This is a genomic window from Carboxydothermus hydrogenoformans Z-2901 (genome assembly GCF_000012865.1).
In the GTDB taxonomy this organism is placed as follows: Bacteria; Bacillota; Z-2901; order Carboxydothermales; family Carboxydothermaceae; genus Carboxydothermus; species Carboxydothermus hydrogenoformans.
Map to the genome: position 1 here is coordinate 2272227 of NC_007503.1, position 15630 is coordinate 2287856.

Genomic DNA, 15630 nt, shown 5'->3' on the forward strand with positions numbered 1-15630 from the left:
CCACCTTCTCTTAGGCGAAGGTCTTCTTGAATTCTTCGATAGCTGACTTTAGACGACTGGTCAATTCGTCGGTAAGTACCCCTTTGGTGCGAATTTCTTCGCCAATTTGCGGATAGTTGGCCCGCATGAATTTTAAAAATTCAGCTTCAAAAGGTCTTACTTTTTCTACCGGAAGATCATCTAAATAGCCGTTAACCGCCGCAAAAATCGCCATGACCTGTTCTTCTACCGGCATCGGTTTGTACTGGTCCTGCTTTAAAAGCTCCACCAACCGCTCACCGCGGGTAAGGCGAGCTAATGTAGCTTTATCAAGGTCCGAACCAAACTGGGCGAAAGCAGCCAGCTCCCGGTACTGGGCGAGGTCCAAGCGCAAACTTCCGGCAACCTGCTTCATGGCCTTGATCTGTGCCGCACCACCGACCCGGGACACGGACAAACCGACGTTAACCGCCGGCCGTACCCCGGCGTAGAAAAGGTCGGACTCCAGGTAAATCTGCCCGTCGGTAATGGAAATCACGTTGGTAGGAATGTAAGCCGAAACGTCACCAGCCTGGGTTTCGATAATCGGCAGTGCCGTTAAGCTACCCCCACCATACTCATCGGACAATTTTGCTGCCCGCTCCAAAAGACGGGAGTGTAAGTAGAATACGTCTCCCGGATACGCTTCCCGACCGGGGGGACGGCGCAGCAACAGGGAAAGCTCCCGGTAAGCCGCCGCTTGCTTGGAAAGGTCGTCATAAACCACCAAAACGTGCTTGCCCTGCTCCATGAACTCTTCTCCCATAGCACAGCCGGCATAGGGTGCTAAGTAAAGAAGGGGAGCCGGGTCGGAAGCGGTTGCGGAAACAACGATCGTGTAGTCCATCGCTCCGTGGTCTTTTAAGGTTTGTACCACTTTAGCCACGGTAGAAGCTTTCTGACCGATCGCTACGTAAATACAAATTACGTCGGTATTTTTCTGGTTAATAATGGTGTCAATGGCTATTGCCGTTTTTCCGGTTTGCCGGTCGCCGATGATTAACTCCCGCTGACCGCGGCCAATGGGAATCATCGAGTCAATGGCTTTAATACCGGTCTGCAGCGGCTCATGCACCGACTTCCGGGTGATAACACCCGGAGCAATCCGCTCCACCGGACGGAACTTATCGGTCACAATCGGGCCCTTACCGTCTAACGGTTGGCCCAGGGGGTTTACCACCCGGCCGATCAAAGCCTCTCCTACCGGAACGGATACAACCCGGCCGGTTCTCTTAACAGTATCCCCTTCTTTAATATGGGTATAGGGTCCGAGAATAACGCAACCCACGTTGTCTTCTTCCAGGTTTAACGCCATTCCCAGAACCCCGCCGGGAAACTCTAAAAGCTCGGAGGCCATGCAGTCCTCCAAACCGTAAACCCGGGCGATACCGTCACCGACCTGGATAACCGTCCCCACGGAGCTGACTTCGACCTGCACCTGGTAGTTTTCGATTTGCTGTTTTATGATCGAACCAATTTCTTCAGGGCGCAAATTCATGGGGATTTATCACCTCGCAGTTTTAACCTTAACCGTAAATACTACGCTTTAAACGGTAAAGCTGGTTTTTAATACTGCCGTCATAAACTTTATTACCAACCCGCACCACAATCCCGCCAATTAAATCGGGATTGGTACGGACCTTCATGGTCACTTTCTTTCCTGTTAACCGGGAAAGCTTTTCTTTTATTAAATCGGAAAGGTCACCTTTTAATTCCCGGGCGGATTCAACTTCTACCAGCATTTCTCCCCGCTCTTCCCGGAGTTTTTCAGCAAAAAGAGCAATAATTTCCGGAAGATATACTTCCCGCCGTTTATCCACCAAGAGCTTTAAAAAGCTTTTGGTAATGGGATTAAAATCGGGAAAAAGCTTTTCCAGAAGCTCTTTTTTGGCGGCAGGAATCAGTACCGGGTTGTCCAGAACCTTTTTTACATCCGGTGTTTCCTGAATAGCTTTTTCCAGAACTTCGAAGTCGTGGGATATACTGTCAATAGCTCCTTTTTCCCGGGCCAGTTCAAAAAGGGCGGACGCATATCTTTTAGCCACAGCCAAAGATTTCATTACATTTTCACCTCATTTAAGAACTCGTCCACCAGCTTTTGATGGTCTTCTAAGGTAACCGCCCGGTTTAAAATTTTGCCCGCGGCCAGTACTGCCAGATTGCCGATTTCCTGGCGAAGCTCTCGAAGAGCCTTTTCTTTTTCCTGGGCAATGGTAGCCTTGGCATCCGCAAGCAAAGACTGCGCTTCCCGCTGGGCCGTAGCGATAATTTCTTCTTTTTCCGCCTGCGCGGTTTTCTGGGCTTTGGCAATAATTTCCCTTGCCTCTTCCCGGGCTTTGGCGATCATGCCGTCGTATTCGGCTTTGATCCTTTCCGCCTCTTCCTGAGCTTTGGCGGCTTTTTCTAACGATTCTTCAATGGATTTTTTCCGGTCTTCTATGGTTTTCAGGACCGGTTTATATAAAAGGATTTTCAGTATGAACAAAAGGACAAAAAAGTTAATAAGCGTCCAAATAAAATCAGACCAATCAAAATGCACTCATAAGTCCTCCCTTCAAACGGGATAAAACCGCACCGCGAAAAACAGTGCGGTCTTAGCTCATCTTGTTAAGCAGCATAAAGGCGATAACCAGACCGTAAATGGTGAGGGTTTCCATGAAAGCAAGGGCGATGATTAAGAATGTCTGTACAGTACCCCGGACTTCCGGCTGCCGGGCCATAGCTTCAAACGCCTTACCGGCGGCAATACCCTGACCGATACCGCTACCTATCGCCCCAAAACCTACAGCAATACCCGCACCAATAGCAATTAAACCAGCAACTAAACTCATTGTAAAATCCACCTCCGTTAAGATTTAAAAATGATTAGAAACTTAAAAATATTAATGATGCTCATCGTGCACGGCTTCGCCGATATACGAACTGGTTAAAAGGGTAAACACCACCGCCTGAATGGCGCCGGTTAAAACCCCTAAAAGGTTAAATACCACCGGAATTAACATGGGCACCAGACCCATAAAAGTACCTACCACCAGCTCGTGGCCGTAAATGTTTCCGTACAACCGCATGGAAAGGCTCAAAGGCCGCACCAGCTGCTCCAAAATATTCAAGGGCAGCATAAAGATAAACGGTGAGATGAAGTGTTTAAAGTAGCCCAGCCCTTTTTCGGCAATGCCGAAAAACTGGGTCGCAAAAAACACAATGATCGCCAAAGCAGCGGTAACACTAATGGTTGAGGTCGGCGGAACGTACGGTCCTTCATGGCCGGCAAAAGGCAGTAAGCCTATATAGTTGGAAATTAAAATGAATAAGAAGAAAGTCGCAATAAAGGGAAAATATTTCGGTGCTTTTTTCTCACCGACAATACCACCGATAAAGTTATAAAGTCCTTCCACAACCATCTCCAAAACATTTTGGAGCCCCCGGGGTACCCGTTCCATTTTTCTTGTCCCAAGGTAGGAAAGGATCGCCAGGAAAAGGATAATCCCCCAGGAAGTTTTAACATAAAGACTTGGATGCAAAAGGCCTTCTAAAATCCCGGTACTTTCCGCCATGCTCCCGAACACAATTACTCACCTCCTCCGCCCGGTAATCCCAAGCCTAAAAGGCTCAGTTTAATAAAAGAAAAGCCTAAAAGAAAACCAATAATCTCCCCTACACCTTTTCTCACTATAAAGAAAATTAATATGGCTAAAAGGATTAGTCTTAAATAATAACTTATCAGGACTAACCCCTTTCCCCGCCCGATTTTACCGCCTAACCAAACGGTAAGTGAAATCGCGAGCAAATTTATAAACCCCACAAGACCACCCAGGGCAAAGCCTAAGGCCAAGGAGGGCTGGTTAAGGCGGTAGAGAAAATAAGTTATTGCTACAAAAAATGCGCCGCTAAAAACAGTAACTATCTTTTTTTTCATTTTATTTTTCCCGGGTGAAGTCAAAGATTGCTTTAAAAGCAGTCATTACGCCAAGCACCAAAAAAATAAAGGTAAGCCAGGGGTAGGTAGAAAATTTTTTATCCAGGATGCCACCCAGCCAAACTCCACCCACCACGGAGAAAACCATGGTGGTGGCTAACTGCACCGAACGGGCTAAAAAATAATAAGGGTTTTTTTTATCACCGCCGTTATCCGGCATCCCGCCACCCCCGCAAAATAGACCATTTTACTTTATTCAACACGATAAGGCAAATTCCTTCTTAGTGATAACATTCTCTAACGTAGTTATTAAAGATTTTTATAGAGAAAATTCCTCCGGAGGTGAGGAGTCGATTTTATAATAATACTTTAACGCCCGGTAAATCCGCAAAGAAGCCTTGCCATCACCGTAGGGATTTATGGCATTGGCCATCTTTCGGTAGGAACTCTCATCAAATAAAAGCTCTTTAAGATTTTTATATACTGCCTCGGTACCGCTACCAATAAGCCTGACCGTTCCTGCCTCAACCGCTTCCGGCCTTTCGGTAGTGTCCCGGAGCACCAGTACCGGCTTACCAAGGGAAGGTGCTTCTTCCTGGATGCCTCCGGAATCGGTTAAAACTAAATACGAGCGGGCCATAAGGTTGGCAAAAGGTTCGTAGTCCAGCGGCTCTACCAGATGAACCCGGGGATGCTCCCCAATTACTTCTCTAACCGCTTCCCGGACCACCGGATTTTTATGAACGGGAAAAATTACCCTTACGTCAGCGGCTTCTTCCAGTACTTTTAAAAGACCCCGGTAAATGTTTTTTAACGGTTCTCCCCAGTTTTCCCTGCGGTGGGTAGTCATTAAAATAATCCTTCCGGGCCGGTTTAAGATTGCCTCCAGCTCCGGGGCAAAACGGTAGTTTTCCCGGACGGTGTAATACAAAGCGTCAATTACGGTATTACCGGTGACAAAAATGTTTTCCGGTAAAACCCCTTCTCTCAATAGATTTTCCCGGGAGGTTTTCGTGGGAGCAAAGTGCAGGTCGGTTAAAGCTCCCGTAAGTCTTCGATTCATTTCTTCGGGCCAGGGAGAATATTTGTTCCTCGTTCTAAGCCCCGCTTCCACGTGACCCACCGGAATTTTTTTATAAAAAGCTGCCAGAGCTCCCACAAAAGTAGTGGTGGTATCGCCATGGACCAGCACTAAATCCGGTTGACAGTCTTCCAGTACTTCCGAAAGACCCAATAGCGCCCGGGAAGTTAAGTCCTGAAGGGTTTGGCGCGGGGTCATCAGGTTTAAATCATAGTCCGGGGTAATGTTAAAGAGCTTTAATACCTGGTCTAACATTTCCCGATGCTGGGCAGTAACCGCAACCTTAGTTTCAAACTCGGAGGAATCTTTTAATATTTTGTATACCGGGGCCATTTTTATTGCTTCCGGTCGCGTACCAAAGATTAAAAGGATTTTAGGCATCGCTTCTCCTTTCTAAATGGTGGTCGGTGATAGGTGGTGGGTGGTCGGTTTATTTCTTTTACCCACCACTTAAGACTTACCACCAACTACCGTTTTAAGTAACCTTTTTCAATTAATTTATCAATATGCTCTCTTAGAGCTTTTTCAATGTCTACACCGTACATTTCTTCCAAAACAAACATCATGGATACTGCCGTCTGAGCCACATCGAGGAGTTCTTTGGTGATAAGTTTTGCCACCTCTTCCTCGGACAATCCCTGCTCCCCGGAAAGCCCCCGAAACTTTCCTATAGCTTGAGCCAGTTCTCCCGCTTCCTCCATAAGTTTTAGAGCAGTGGATTCCAGGGTCGGCGTAAGACCGTTCAGCCGGGGCAGCGCGATTATTTTTTGTTCCACCCCTTAACCCTCCCCGTATTTAACTACCTTTATCCCTGCCTCGGTAAACAGGTTAATCGCTAAAGAATCCGGATAATCGCCTTTGTAAACCACCCGTTCTACTCCGGCATTTATCAGCATTTTGGCGCAGAGAGAGCAGGGTTGATGGGTGATATAAATGGTGCTTCCAGAAGTTGAAACCCCGTAAACTGCCGCTTGAATGATAGCATTTTGCTCAGCATGCAACCCCCGGCACAGCTCGTGGCGCTGACCGGAGGGCACATGTTCCTGCTCCCTTAAGCAACCGACCTCCTCACAGTGGGGCACACCCTTCGGAGCACCGTTATACCCGGTAGCCAAAACCCGGTTATCCTTCACCAGCACCGCGCCTACCTGCCGGCGCAGGCAGGTAGACCGGGTTTTCACTACCTCGGTTATCTGCATGAAATAATCATCCCAGGATGGACGCATGGAAACACCCCATTTAACAGTGGTCAGTGGTCGGTCGTGGGTGGTTAGAAAAAGATTTAAAATCAACCACATACCACTGACGACCAACCACCGTTTGGAGGTTGGAAAAATCAACAGGTTTTGCCAATTAAAACCGCTCTCCGAAAATTAATCGTTGTACGGAAGTTTATCGTACAGAGGGAAGCGGTTTAAAAGATCCCGTACTTTCCGGGCTGCTTCCCGGTGTTTGTCTTCGTTTTCAGGATTCTTTAAGACCAGAGCTATTATTTCGGCAATTTCGGCCATTTCTCCTTCTTTCATCCCCCGGGTGGTTACCGCTGGGGTACCAATTCTAATTCCCGAAGTTACGTTGGGCGACTCGGGGTCGTACGGAATGGCGTTTTTATTTACCGTTACGCCAATTTCATCCAAAAGCTGCTCCGCCCTTTTACCGGTAAGCCCTACCGGACGCACATCCACTAACATCAGGTGATTATCGGTACCGCCGGAAACTAACCTTAAGCCCTGCTTTTTCAGTTCTTCCGCTAAAGCTTTAGCGTTATTTACCACCTGCTGCTGGTATTCCCTAAACTCCGGCGATAAGGCTTCTTTAAAAGCTACGGCTTTTGCGGCAATTACGTGCATCAAAGGTCCACCCTGTACCCCGGGGAAAACGGTCTTATCGATTTTAGCTGCATGCTCCGCTTTACAGAAAATCACTCCCCCCCGGGGACCGCGTAACGTTTTATGGGTGGTGGTGGTCACCACATCGGCATAAGGAATGGGTGATGGATGCAATCCTGCTGCCACCAGGCCGGCAATATGGGCCATGTCCACCATAAGATAGGCCCCCACTTCATCGGCAATTTCCTTTAAATGCTTAAAATCGATAACCCGGGGATAGGCCGATGCTCCGGCAACAATCATTTTGGGTTTATGCTTGTAGGCAAGCTCAAAAACTTTTTCATAATTTATTTTTTCGGTATCCGGCTCTACACCGTAACTCACAAAGTTATAAAGCTTACCGGAGAAATTCACCGGACTTCCGTGGGTTAAGTGACCGCCGTGGGCCAGGTTCATGCCCAAAACCGTGTCCCCCGGCTCCAAAAACGCCATGTACGCAGCCATATTGGCCTGAGCCCCGGAATGGGGCTGGACGTTAACGTGTTCTGCCCCAAAAAGCTTCTTGGCCCGCTCCCGGGCGAGATTTTCGACCACATCCACGTATTCGCAGCCGCCGTAATACCGCTTTCCGGGAAGTCCTTCGGCGTACTTGTTGGTAAGGTGGCTGCCCATAGCCTCCATTACCGCTCTACTTACAAAGTTTTCCGAAGCAATGAGTTCAATCTTTTCCCGCTGCCGGGAAAGTTCCTTTTCCATAGCCTCAAAAATTTCCGGGTCCACGTCTTTTAAGCGTAAGTTCAAATGGGTCACATTATTCACGCTCCCTTTTATTGGATGTTTGGGGTTTACAATATTTCTCTTCAATACCCGCTATCTTTTCTACCCGGCGGGCGTGGCGGCCACCTTCAAAGGATGCTCCAAGAAAGGTGTCCACGATATCCAGGGCAAGACCCACTCCCACCACCCGGGCCCCCAGAGCTAAAACGTTGGCATCATTGTGCTCCCGGGCTGAATGGGCGGAAAAAGTGTCCGAACAAAGGGCTGCCCGGATCCCAGGAACCTTATTGGCGGCGATGGAAATTCCTATCCCGGTACCGCAAATTACAATGCCAAAATCTACTTCCTTTTGCACCACCGCCTCGGCCACGGCTTCCCCAAAATCGGGGTAGTCCACCGATTCCGCGGAGTAAGTCCCTTTGTCAATCACAGCAATCCCCTTTTTTTCCAGGTGCTTTTTTATTTCTTCCTTTAAGTTAAATCCCGCGTGGTCAGCCCCGATGGCTATCTTCACCGTTTTCAGCTCCTTCCTTTTCCAATCTGGCTATTAATTTTTGGATTAATTCCTTTAATTCCTGAGCGGTTTGCCGGTAAACCTCGATATCCCCACCAAAAGGATCGGCCACATCTCCTTCTTCGCCCACATATTCTTTTAAAGTGTATACTTTATTTTCAAGTTCGGGGTAAAGCTGTAAAAGAGCTTCTTTATGTCCTTTCCCCATGGTGAGAATTAAATCTGCCTGCTGGGTAATTTCGGCAAAAATCCGGGTAGCTTTATGGGGCGAAAGGTCAATTCCTTCCTCCTGCATTGCAATTACCGCGTTTTCCGAAGCCGGGTCCCCATCAAAGGCAAACAGTCCAACGGACAGTGCTTCGTGAGGTAAGCCCTTCTCCTCCACAATTTTGTTAAAGAAATACTGGGCCATGGGACTTCGGCAGGTGTTTCCGGTACAAACAAATAAAACGTTCATTCTCCCTGGCTCACCCCCTGAAAATAAGCTTCCCGGCAATTAAGAGTAAAATAAGCCCTCCGACAATCTGGGCCCGCTCCCCTAAAACCTTGCTTACCCTCCGGCCCAACAAAAGCCCGGAAAGGGTCATAACGCCGGCAACAATGCCGGTAATTAACGCCACAAACCACAGGTTTACCTTTACCGTACCCAGGGTAAAGCCTACCGACAAAGCATCCATGCTAACCGAAAGGCCGATAAGTAAAAGTCCTACCAGGTTATAAGTTACGTGCGGTAGTTCCTCCTCCTGGGAAATTCCGTGTCTTATCATTTTGTAACCAAGATAGATAAGGATGGCTCCACCAATATAGGTGGCTACTTTTCCCAAAAACCTCCCGGTTAAATCTCCAGCAAACCAGCCAAGAATCGGCATCACAATATGATACACCAGTACCGTAAGAGATAAGGCGATAATTTCTTTTCGTTTAATTTTCCCCATTCCAAGGCCAACACACAGGGAAAAGGAGTCTGTACCAAGGGCAACCGCCAGTAAAAAAATTTCCCAAAGACTCATTGGTTCCCTCCTGGGTTAAGATAGATACCTGCCAGCCGCAGCTTTCTTTAACCGGTTCATCAAAGCTAAATAAAGTCCTTCTTCGGGATAGACCTCCGCCAGAATTAGTTCTACATCCCTCCGGTCAAACTCCCGGAGTTTCTCATATAAGTTATGTAAAAGCTCTGATGGGTTATTTCTACTTCCCAGAACTAAAAGATTTTGCGAATAATTTGGGAAAAACTGCTCTTTTGTTTCTTTAGATATTAAAAGCCCAACATTTTTACCGGCTGCCCCCAGCTCCCGCGCTCGCTTTAAAATTTCTTCGGGAGTTTTTACCAGGTACACCGGCGCTCTGGGAGCATAATGGGGATATTTCATCCCCGGTGCTTTGGGAGCGTCCAAATCTTTGGCGTTAAAGTACCGGACCTCTCCGATAACTTCTTCAAGCATTTCCGGAGTTATTCCGCCGGGTCTTAAGACCACCGGTGGAGTTACCGTTAAGTCCAATACCGTGGACTCCACCCCTACGCGGCAGTTCCCTCCGGCTAAAACTACCGGAATAATTCCGGATAAATCGTCAAGGACATGCTCGTAAGATGTAGGGCTTGGCCGACCGGAACGGTTGGCGCTGGGAGCGGCAATGGGAGTTTGGGCCGCTTCGATCAGCATTACCGCCACAGGATGATCCGGAAGTCTTACAGCAACGGTAGGAAGGCCGGCGGAAACCACCGCCGGAAGATCTTCCCGGCGGGGCAAAACTATAGTTAAAGGTCCGGGCCAGAATTTTTCCATAAGTTTTTGCGCCCGGACGTCAACCCTGGCAGCTACCCTGTAAATGTCTTCGTGCCTGGCTATATGAACAATTAAAGGGTTATCCTGCGGGCGACCCTTGGCGGCAAAAATTTTTAACACCGCGGCAGGGTTAAAGGCATCGGCTCCCAAACCGTAAACCGTTTCGGTGGGAAAGGCTACTAACTCCCCTTTTTTTATGTATTCCGCCGCTTCATTAATAATAGTTTGCTCCGGGTTTTCCGGGTTTACCTTAAAAATTCTTGTTTCCATGGAAACTCCTTTTGTTACTTATATTTTTTCGGAGAGTTTTCATATACAATATCTTACTTCAATTAAGTTTTTCCGGCAAGTTTTCTTAAAATTCCGTTAAAATTTATGTAAAATATATTATAAACTTTCATCGGCGAAAAAGTACTTGCAAAAAAACCGCCCGGGCTTTTTTAGCCCCGGCGGCTTTAAGCTATCTTTTTCGTAAAATTACCAGCCGGTCATGTCCGGCCAGATCTTTTTTAATTTCCACCCGGTATAATTTTTCGGCCTCGGCGGTAATCGCTTTTCCCTGGTACGGGGCAATCTCCAGAAGCATTACCCCGTCTTCCGCTAAGAGCTTATGGGCTTCGGGTAAAAGGCGGCGGTAAAGCATCAGGCCATCCTCTCCCCCATCCAGGGCAATTTGCGGCTCCTTTTGCACCTCCGGCATGAGGGTGGAAAGTTCCTCAGTGGGAATGTAGGGAAGATTGGCGGTAATTAACGAAAATTTTCCGCTAAAATCGAGTTTGGAAAGGGGCTCTAACAAATCCCCGTGTCCTAAAATCACCCGCTCATCTACTCCGTGATGATGGGCATTAACCCTGGCAACTTTTAATGCTTCTTCCGAAATATCCAGGAGAAAAAAGAGTCCCAGGGGAATATGGCAGGCAAGTGCTACCCCCACCGCTCCGGAGCCGGTGCCAACATCGGCAACCAGCTTTAACCCCCGGTACTGGCGTAAAAAATTAATACCCTCTTCCACCATGAGCTCCGTCTCCGGCCGGGGGATTAACACTTCCGGAGTTACGAAAAAGTCAAGGCCGTAAAACTCCTTTTTACCGATAAGGTACGCTAAGGGAATACGGGAAGCTCGCCTCTCGACATGGTCCACAAACCGTTCCCATTCGTACTCCGATAAAACCCGCTCGGGCCTGGTGTAAATCGCCACCCGGCTAATACCAAGCACATGGGCCAATAAAAGTTCCGCATCCAAAGCCGGCATTTCAATACCCGCAGAGGTTAACCGGTTTTTAGCCCAGAGGAGCGCCTCCCGCAGGGTTTTAGGCATTACCATCCACCTGCTTTAACCGTTCCGCCTGATCGGTGGTAATTAAGGCATCGATAATTTCGTCCAGATCCCCTTCCAAAACCGCATCCAGGCGGTGGAGGGTTAAGCCAATGCGGTGGTCGGTGACCCGGTTTTGCGGGAAGTTATAGGTTCTAATCCGCTCGCTGCGGTCTCCGGTACCCACCTGGGATTTCCGGGCGGAAGCCAGCTCCGCTTCCTGTTCCTGCCGGGCTTTGTCCAAAAGCCGGGCCCGGAGTATTTTCATCGCCCGCTCCTTGTTTTTGTGCTGCGACTTTTCGTCCTGGCAGGTTACCACAATACCGGTAGGAATGTGGGTAATGCGCACCGCCGATTCGGTCTTGTTTACGTGCTGACCGCCTGCCCCCGAGGCGCAGAAGACATCGATCCGCAGGTCGTTGGGGTTTATCTCCACTTCCACTTCTTCCGCTTCAGGAAGCACCGCCACCGTCGCGGTGGAAGTGTGAATACGGCCGCCGGATTCGGTGGTGGGAACCCTTTGGACCCGGTGAACACCGCTTTCAAACTTCATCCGGGAATAAACTCCCTTACCTTCAATGGTAAAAATAACTTCTTTAAACCCACCGAGGTCGGTAGGGTGGCTGTCCATAATCTCAACCTTCCAGCCCATCCGGTCGGCATATTTAGAATACATCCTGAAGAGATCACCGGCAAAGAGCGCCGCTTCTTCCCCACCGGCACCAGCTCGAATTTCCATAATAACGTTTTTCTCATCGTTGGGGTCCTTGGGAAGAAGAAGAATTTTCAGCTTTGCTTCCAGCTCTTCCCGCCGCTCCTTTAAATCATGCAGTTCGCTCTGCACCAGCTCCCGGAAATCCGGGTCAAGCTTCTCGTCCAGCATCCTTTCCGCATCTTCTATTTCTTTTACGGTTTTCTTATATTCCCGGTAAACCTGGACGATCTCCTCAATTTCCGCATGGGCTTTAACGTACCCCTGCCACCTTTGGGTATCGGCAATCACTTCCGGGTCCGAAATTAACCGGGAAAGTTCTTCATATTTTTCTTCCAACTGGTCCAACTTGTCAAACATTAGCTCTTCACCTCATCTTTTATTACCGCTTTTAACGATGTGATGGCTACTTCTAACATGCTGTCATCCGGCTCCCGGGTGGTAAGTTTTTGCAGCCAAAGTCCCGGTGCCGTCAGGATTTTCCCCAGAAGGGTATGGCTAATTTTCGCCGACCCTTTTAACACTTCGTAACTTACCCCGGCAACCACCGGAATTAACAGGATTCGGCTAAAAATGCGCCAGAGCAGGTTTTGGTCCCCCAATAAAGAGAAAATGAGAATACTTACCACCATTACAATTAAGAGAAAACTCGTCCCGCAGCGGGGATGCAGGGTAGTGTACTTCCTGACCCTTTCTACCGTTAGCTCATCCCCTGCTTCGTAAGCGTGGATAGTTTTATGCTCCGCACCGTGATAGGCAAACACCCGCTCAATATCTTCCATGCGACCTATTGCCCAGACGTAAAGGAAAAATAAAATTACCCGGATAATTCCCTCGACCAGGTTTTGCGCCCAGTACGCTTTTATAACCGGGGCTGAAGCGTGGGCTGCCCAGGTAGGTAGCACCACAAAAAGGCCAATACCAACGGCAAAGGCTAAAATCATGGATAGGCCAAGTTCACTTTTACTTAATTTTTCCCCTTCTTCCTCTACCGCCTGGTTGGCGGAATAAACCAGCGCCTCAATCCCCAAAACCAGGGCATCGTACAATGCTACCAGTCCCCGGATAAAAGGTAGCTTGAAAAATGGAGTATTTAGCGCCGAAGCTAACGGGCGCTCTTCAATGACAATTTTCCCCGAAGGAGTTCTGACCGCCACGGCCCACTTTTCCGGACCACGCATCATCACTCCTTCTATGACCGCCTGTCCGCCGTAATTAAATTTCATCCTCTCTCCCCATTTCTAAAAAAAACGCAGAGCCAAAGATGCTCTGCTTTGTTTTAGAGACCGTACTTTTTCTTAAACTGCTCGGCACGACCCCGGGCTTCTACCGTCCGCTGCGAACCAGTATAGAAAGGATGGCACTTGGAACATATTTCAACCCGGATCTCTTTTTTGGTAGAACCGGTTTCGAATGTCTCGCCGCAGGCACAAATAACCCGTGCTTTGCCGTACTCCGGATGAATGCCAGGTTTCATTCCTATCACCCCATTTTCGAATATTAACACAAGGTAAATTATAACACACCCAACTTTAACTGGCAAGTATAAAAGTGGGGACGGTTCTTTTTACTATACTTTAAGTATAATTTTAGGGACTGTCCCTAAACTACTACTTTGAAGGTGGTGCCCTGGCCTACGGTGCTTTCGACCCAGATTTTGCCGCCGTGGGCTTCTACCAAACTTTTGGCAATTGCCAGTCCCAGGCCGGAACCTCCGGTGGTTCTGGAACGCGACTTTTCCCCCCGGTAAAACCGCTCAAAAATGTACGGCAAATCTTCCGGGGGAATCCCCGGACCGGTATCGGTAACCTCTATTAAAAGTTTTCCATCCAGCAGCTTAACCTCAAGTTTAACCTTGCCTCCCTCACCGGTGTATTGAAAGGCATTGGTTAAAAGGTTATATACCACCTGTTTCATCCGGTCGGGGTCAAAACTGTATTTTTCTCCTTTTGCCGGTAAAGTAGTTTCAAAACTAATACTTTTTGCTTCCGCCAACGAGGTAAAAGGAGCCGCCACCTCCGAGAAAAACTGATTTACCTCAACCTCTACCGGCAAAATTTTAAGTTCCCCCGCTTCCGCCAGGGATAATTCTCTTAGCTCCTCCACCAAACGGGACAAACGCTTTACTTCTTCCGCCAGGGAACGAAGGGTTTCCTCATCCGCCTCAATAACTTTCTCCAGCAGTAGTTCAAAATTTCCCTGCAAAATAGAAAGGGGTGTTCTTAATTCATGAGCAATATCGGCAATCATCTGTCGGCGCAACTTTTCGTTCCTCTCCAGGGCTTCGGCCATTCTGTTAAAAGCTCTGGCCAGCTCCCCGATTTCATCGTTGCTCGTTTCCGGTGCCCTTAAGTGCAGATTTTTACTGCTAAACTTGCCCACTACGGCTATTAAAGTTTTAAGGGGGGCAAGCAAGCGCTGGGATAGGAAAAAACCGAGTACCAGAGCTACCGCTACCGCTAAAAGTCCACCGAAGAAATTGGCCCTTTTTACCGAACTGATAAAACTCTCCTCTAAAAGGCCGTAGACGGTAAAGGGCTGATAGTAAAGGGTGCCAATTTTTTGGCCGTTTAAATAAATTTCCTGTCCATTTTTTAAAGGAAGGTCTTTCTCCTTTTGGCCAAGGTATTCCCAGTTGTTATCCACAACAACGGTGCCATCGGGGGCAGTAATAATTATCCTCTCCTGCCGGGGACCGCCAGGGCCTCCAGATCTCCTCCCATGGGACATTTGCAGTCCAGCCTGGACGGCCTCCCAGCCTCCGGCAAAATAAAGCTCCCCTATATAGCTCAAAATCATTTTAGCCCGGGCATTTATATTTTGTTTTACGTAAAAATCAAAAGAGTCGCTGATTTCCTTTACCGCAAAAAATGACGTGACTAAAACCGATAATACTGCAACAATTAAGAGCGCCGCGGTAATTTTAACCGTGATTTTCATCCTTTTCTCCCCTGGGTTTTAGTTTGTAGCCAATACCAAAGACCGTTTGGATGTACTCCGGATTTGCCGGGTCTTTTTCAATTTTTTTCCGAAGATTGCTAATATGCGTGTCAATAGTTCTCTCGTACCCCTCGTAAGCTTCCCCAATAGCATATTCTAATAGTTCAAGCCGGCTATAAGCTTTACCCGGATTTTTTAAAAATGCTTCTAAAAGTTTAAATTCAGTAGGTGTTAAATCAAGAGGTTTCCCTTTTAGAAAAACTTCGCGCTTATGGGGATAAAGGGTTAAGTCTCCTTCAGTCAGCACAATCTCTTCATTGATAGTTTTAGCTTCCAGACGTTTTAAAATCGTTTTAATACGAGCCGAAAGTTCTCTTAAGCTAAAAGGCTTTACTACGTAATCATCAACCCCAAACTCAAAACCAATTAACTTATCCACCTCTTCGGTCTTTGCCGTAAGCATGATGATGGGGATTTGGCTTTTCTTTCTTATTTCCCGTAAAACCTCTATACCACTCATTTCCGGCATCATCCAATCTAAAACTATTAAATCAGGCTTTTCTTTGTAAAATGAATTTAACGCTTCTCGGCCGTTAAAAGCGGTGATTACTTCGTACCCTTCTTTCAGTAAGTAACTTTTTACCATGGTAACAATTTTCGGCTCATCATCAACAATTAAAATTTTTCTGGCCATAAAACCCTCTCCATTGCTTTTTTAGTTATTATATCAGTATTTTGTTACAA

General features: G+C 47.7%; 21 protein-coding genes. All 21 read right to left on the bottom strand.

Features of this window, described 5'->3' with window-relative positions:
* Positions 1–10: 10 nt before the first annotated feature.
* Positions 11–1516, bottom strand: a complete 1506-nt coding sequence (gene atpA / locus CHY_RS11785) for a F0F1 ATP synthase subunit alpha (protein WP_011345413.1) — start codon at positions 1514–1516, stop codon at positions 11–13.
* Between the two features lie 28 nt (positions 1517–1544).
* Entirely contained in the window at positions 1545–2078 is a 534-nt protein-coding gene (atpH, locus tag CHY_RS11790; protein WP_011345414.1) for an ATP synthase F1 subunit delta, read from the bottom strand.
* Positions 2078–2557: a F0F1 ATP synthase subunit B gene (gene atpF / locus CHY_RS11795; protein ID WP_011345415.1), complete on the bottom strand. Its 480-nt coding sequence runs from the start codon at positions 2555–2557 to the stop codon at positions 2078–2080. Before atpF ends, atpH begins: the two co-directional genes overlap by 1 nt.
* A 55-nt stretch (positions 2558–2612) precedes the next feature.
* Positions 2613–2849: an ATP synthase F0 subunit C gene (atpE, locus tag CHY_RS11800; protein ID WP_034541847.1), complete on the bottom strand. Its 237-nt coding sequence runs from the start codon at positions 2847–2849 to the stop codon at positions 2613–2615.
* A gap of 51 nt (positions 2850–2900) precedes the next feature.
* Positions 2901–3584, bottom strand: coding sequence for a F0F1 ATP synthase subunit A (atpB, locus tag CHY_RS11805; protein WP_226986708.1), 684 nt, complete (start codon positions 3582–3584; stop codon positions 2901–2903).
* 2 nt (positions 3585–3586) lie between these two features.
* Complete coding sequence (locus CHY_RS11810; RefSeq protein ID WP_011345418.1) at positions 3587–3934, bottom strand: ATP synthase subunit I; 348 nt, start codon at positions 3932–3934, stop codon at positions 3587–3589.
* Position 3935: 1 nt separating this feature from the next.
* The gene (locus CHY_RS11815; protein WP_011345419.1) at positions 3936–4154 is read right to left on the bottom strand and encodes an AtpZ/AtpI family protein; all 219 of its coding nucleotides are present in this window, start codon (positions 4152–4154) and stop codon (positions 3936–3938) included.
* 99 nt (positions 4155–4253) lie between these two features.
* Positions 4254–5396 carry a non-hydrolyzing UDP-N-acetylglucosamine 2-epimerase gene (gene wecB, locus CHY_RS11820; protein ID WP_011345420.1) on the bottom strand — a complete coding sequence of 381 codons (1143 nt, stop codon included), beginning with the start codon at positions 5394–5396 and terminating at the stop codon, positions 4254–4256.
* Positions 5397–5482: 86 nt separating this feature from the next.
* A complete protein-coding gene (locus CHY_RS11825) occupies positions 5483–5791 on the bottom strand; it encodes a MazG-like family protein (protein ID WP_011345421.1) in 309 nt (102 codons plus the stop codon).
* A 3-nt stretch (positions 5792–5794) separates the two neighbouring features.
* A complete protein-coding gene (locus tag CHY_RS11830; protein WP_028052265.1) occupies positions 5795–6241 on the bottom strand; it encodes a deoxycytidylate deaminase in 447 nt (148 codons plus the stop codon).
* 147 nt (positions 6242–6388) lie between these two features.
* Complete coding sequence (glyA, locus tag CHY_RS11835) at positions 6389–7645, bottom strand: serine hydroxymethyltransferase (protein WP_041538057.1); 1257 nt, start codon at positions 7643–7645, stop codon at positions 6389–6391.
* A gap of 10 nt (positions 7646–7655) precedes the next feature.
* Positions 7656–8135, bottom strand: coding sequence for a ribose 5-phosphate isomerase B (gene rpiB, locus CHY_RS11840; RefSeq protein ID WP_011345424.1), 480 nt, complete (start codon positions 8133–8135; stop codon positions 7656–7658).
* Entirely contained in the window at positions 8113–8592 is a 480-nt protein-coding gene (locus CHY_RS11845; RefSeq protein WP_011345425.1) for a low molecular weight protein arginine phosphatase, read from the bottom strand. Before CHY_RS11845 ends, rpiB begins: the two co-directional genes overlap by 23 nt.
* A gap of 10 nt (positions 8593–8602) precedes the next feature.
* Entirely contained in the window at positions 8603–9145 is a 543-nt protein-coding gene (locus CHY_RS11850; RefSeq protein ID WP_011345426.1) for a manganese efflux pump MntP, read from the bottom strand.
* A 15-nt stretch (positions 9146–9160) separates the two neighbouring features.
* Entirely contained in the window at positions 9161–10189 is a 1029-nt protein-coding gene (locus tag CHY_RS11855) for an L-threonylcarbamoyladenylate synthase (protein WP_011345427.1), read from the bottom strand.
* A 190-nt stretch (positions 10190–10379) separates the two neighbouring features.
* On the bottom strand, positions 10380–11237 hold the full coding sequence (prmC, locus tag CHY_RS11860; RefSeq protein ID WP_011345428.1) for a peptide chain release factor N(5)-glutamine methyltransferase: 858 nt from the start codon (positions 11235–11237) through the stop codon (positions 10380–10382).
* Positions 11230–12306, bottom strand: coding sequence for a peptide chain release factor 1 (gene prfA, locus CHY_RS11865; RefSeq protein WP_011345429.1), 1077 nt, complete (start codon positions 12304–12306; stop codon positions 11230–11232). The genes prmC and prfA overlap by 8 nt, the downstream gene beginning before the upstream one ends.
* Positions 12306–13172: a DUF1385 domain-containing protein gene (locus CHY_RS11870; protein ID WP_011345430.1), complete on the bottom strand. Its 867-nt coding sequence runs from the start codon at positions 13170–13172 to the stop codon at positions 12306–12308. The genes prfA and CHY_RS11870 overlap by 1 nt, the downstream gene beginning before the upstream one ends.
* A gap of 53 nt (positions 13173–13225) precedes the next feature.
* On the bottom strand, positions 13226–13423 hold the full coding sequence (rpmE, locus tag CHY_RS11875; protein WP_011345431.1) for a 50S ribosomal protein L31: 198 nt from the start codon (positions 13421–13423) through the stop codon (positions 13226–13228).
* Between the two features lie 125 nt (positions 13424–13548).
* Positions 13549–14886 carry a HAMP domain-containing sensor histidine kinase gene (locus CHY_RS11880; RefSeq protein ID WP_011345432.1) on the bottom strand — a complete coding sequence of 446 codons (1338 nt, stop codon included), beginning with the start codon at positions 14884–14886 and terminating at the stop codon, positions 13549–13551.
* Positions 14870–15580, bottom strand: a complete 711-nt coding sequence (locus tag CHY_RS11885) for a response regulator transcription factor (RefSeq protein ID WP_011345433.1) — start codon at positions 15578–15580, stop codon at positions 14870–14872. Before CHY_RS11885 ends, CHY_RS11880 begins: the two co-directional genes overlap by 17 nt.
* Between the last annotated feature and the right edge of the window lie 50 nt (positions 15581–15630).

Excerpts from the sequence above, each read along its gene's own strand:
- CHY_RS11855 (WP_011345427.1), bottom strand. The coding sequence starts at position 10,189 with ATGGAAACAAGAATTTTTAAGGTAAACCCGGAAAACCCGGAGCAAACT.
- wecB (WP_011345420.1), bottom strand. The coding sequence starts at position 5,396 with ATGCCTAAAATCCTTTTAATCTTTGGTACGCGACCGGAAGCAATAAAA.
- CHY_RS11880 (WP_011345432.1), bottom strand. The coding sequence starts at position 14,886 with ATGAAAATCACGGTTAAAATTACCGCGGCGCTCTTAATTGTTGCAGTA.
- CHY_RS11810 (WP_011345418.1), bottom strand. The coding sequence starts at position 3,934 with ATGAAAAAAAAGATAGTTACTGTTTTTAGCGGCGCATTTTTTGTAGCA.
- prmC (WP_011345428.1), bottom strand. The coding sequence starts at position 11,237 with ATGCCTAAAACCCTGCGGGAGGCGCTCCTCTGGGCTAAAAACCGGTTA.
- atpE (WP_034541847.1), bottom strand. The coding sequence starts at position 2,849 with ATGAGTTTAGTTGCTGGTTTAATTGCTATTGGTGCGGGTATTGCTGTA.
- rpmE (WP_011345431.1), bottom strand. The coding sequence starts at position 13,423 with ATGAAACCTGGCATTCATCCGGAGTACGGCAAAGCACGGGTTATTTGT.
- CHY_RS11845 (WP_011345425.1), bottom strand. The coding sequence starts at position 8,592 with ATGAACGTTTTATTTGTTTGTACCGGAAACACCTGCCGAAGTCCCATG.
- CHY_RS11815 (WP_011345419.1), bottom strand. The coding sequence starts at position 4,154 with ATGCCGGATAACGGCGGTGATAAAAAAAACCCTTATTATTTTTTAGCC.
- CHY_RS11870 (WP_011345430.1), bottom strand. The coding sequence starts at position 13,172 with ATGAAATTTAATTACGGCGGACAGGCGGTCATAGAAGGAGTGATGATG.
- CHY_RS11830 (WP_028052265.1), bottom strand. The coding sequence starts at position 6,241 with ATGCGTCCATCCTGGGATGATTATTTCATGCAGATAACCGAGGTAGTG.
- CHY_RS11850 (WP_011345426.1), bottom strand. The coding sequence starts at position 9,145 with ATGAGTCTTTGGGAAATTTTTTTACTGGCGGTTGCCCTTGGTACAGAC.
- CHY_RS11885 (WP_011345433.1), bottom strand. The coding sequence starts at position 15,580 with ATGGCCAGAAAAATTTTAATTGTTGATGATGAGCCGAAAATTGTTACC.
- prfA (WP_011345429.1), bottom strand. The coding sequence starts at position 12,306 with ATGTTTGACAAGTTGGACCAGTTGGAAGAAAAATATGAAGAACTTTCC.
- atpH (WP_011345414.1), bottom strand. The coding sequence starts at position 2,078 with ATGAAATCTTTGGCTGTGGCTAAAAGATATGCGTCCGCCCTTTTTGAA.
- atpA (WP_011345413.1), bottom strand. The coding sequence starts at position 1,516 with ATGAATTTGCGCCCTGAAGAAATTGGTTCGATCATAAAACAGCAAATC.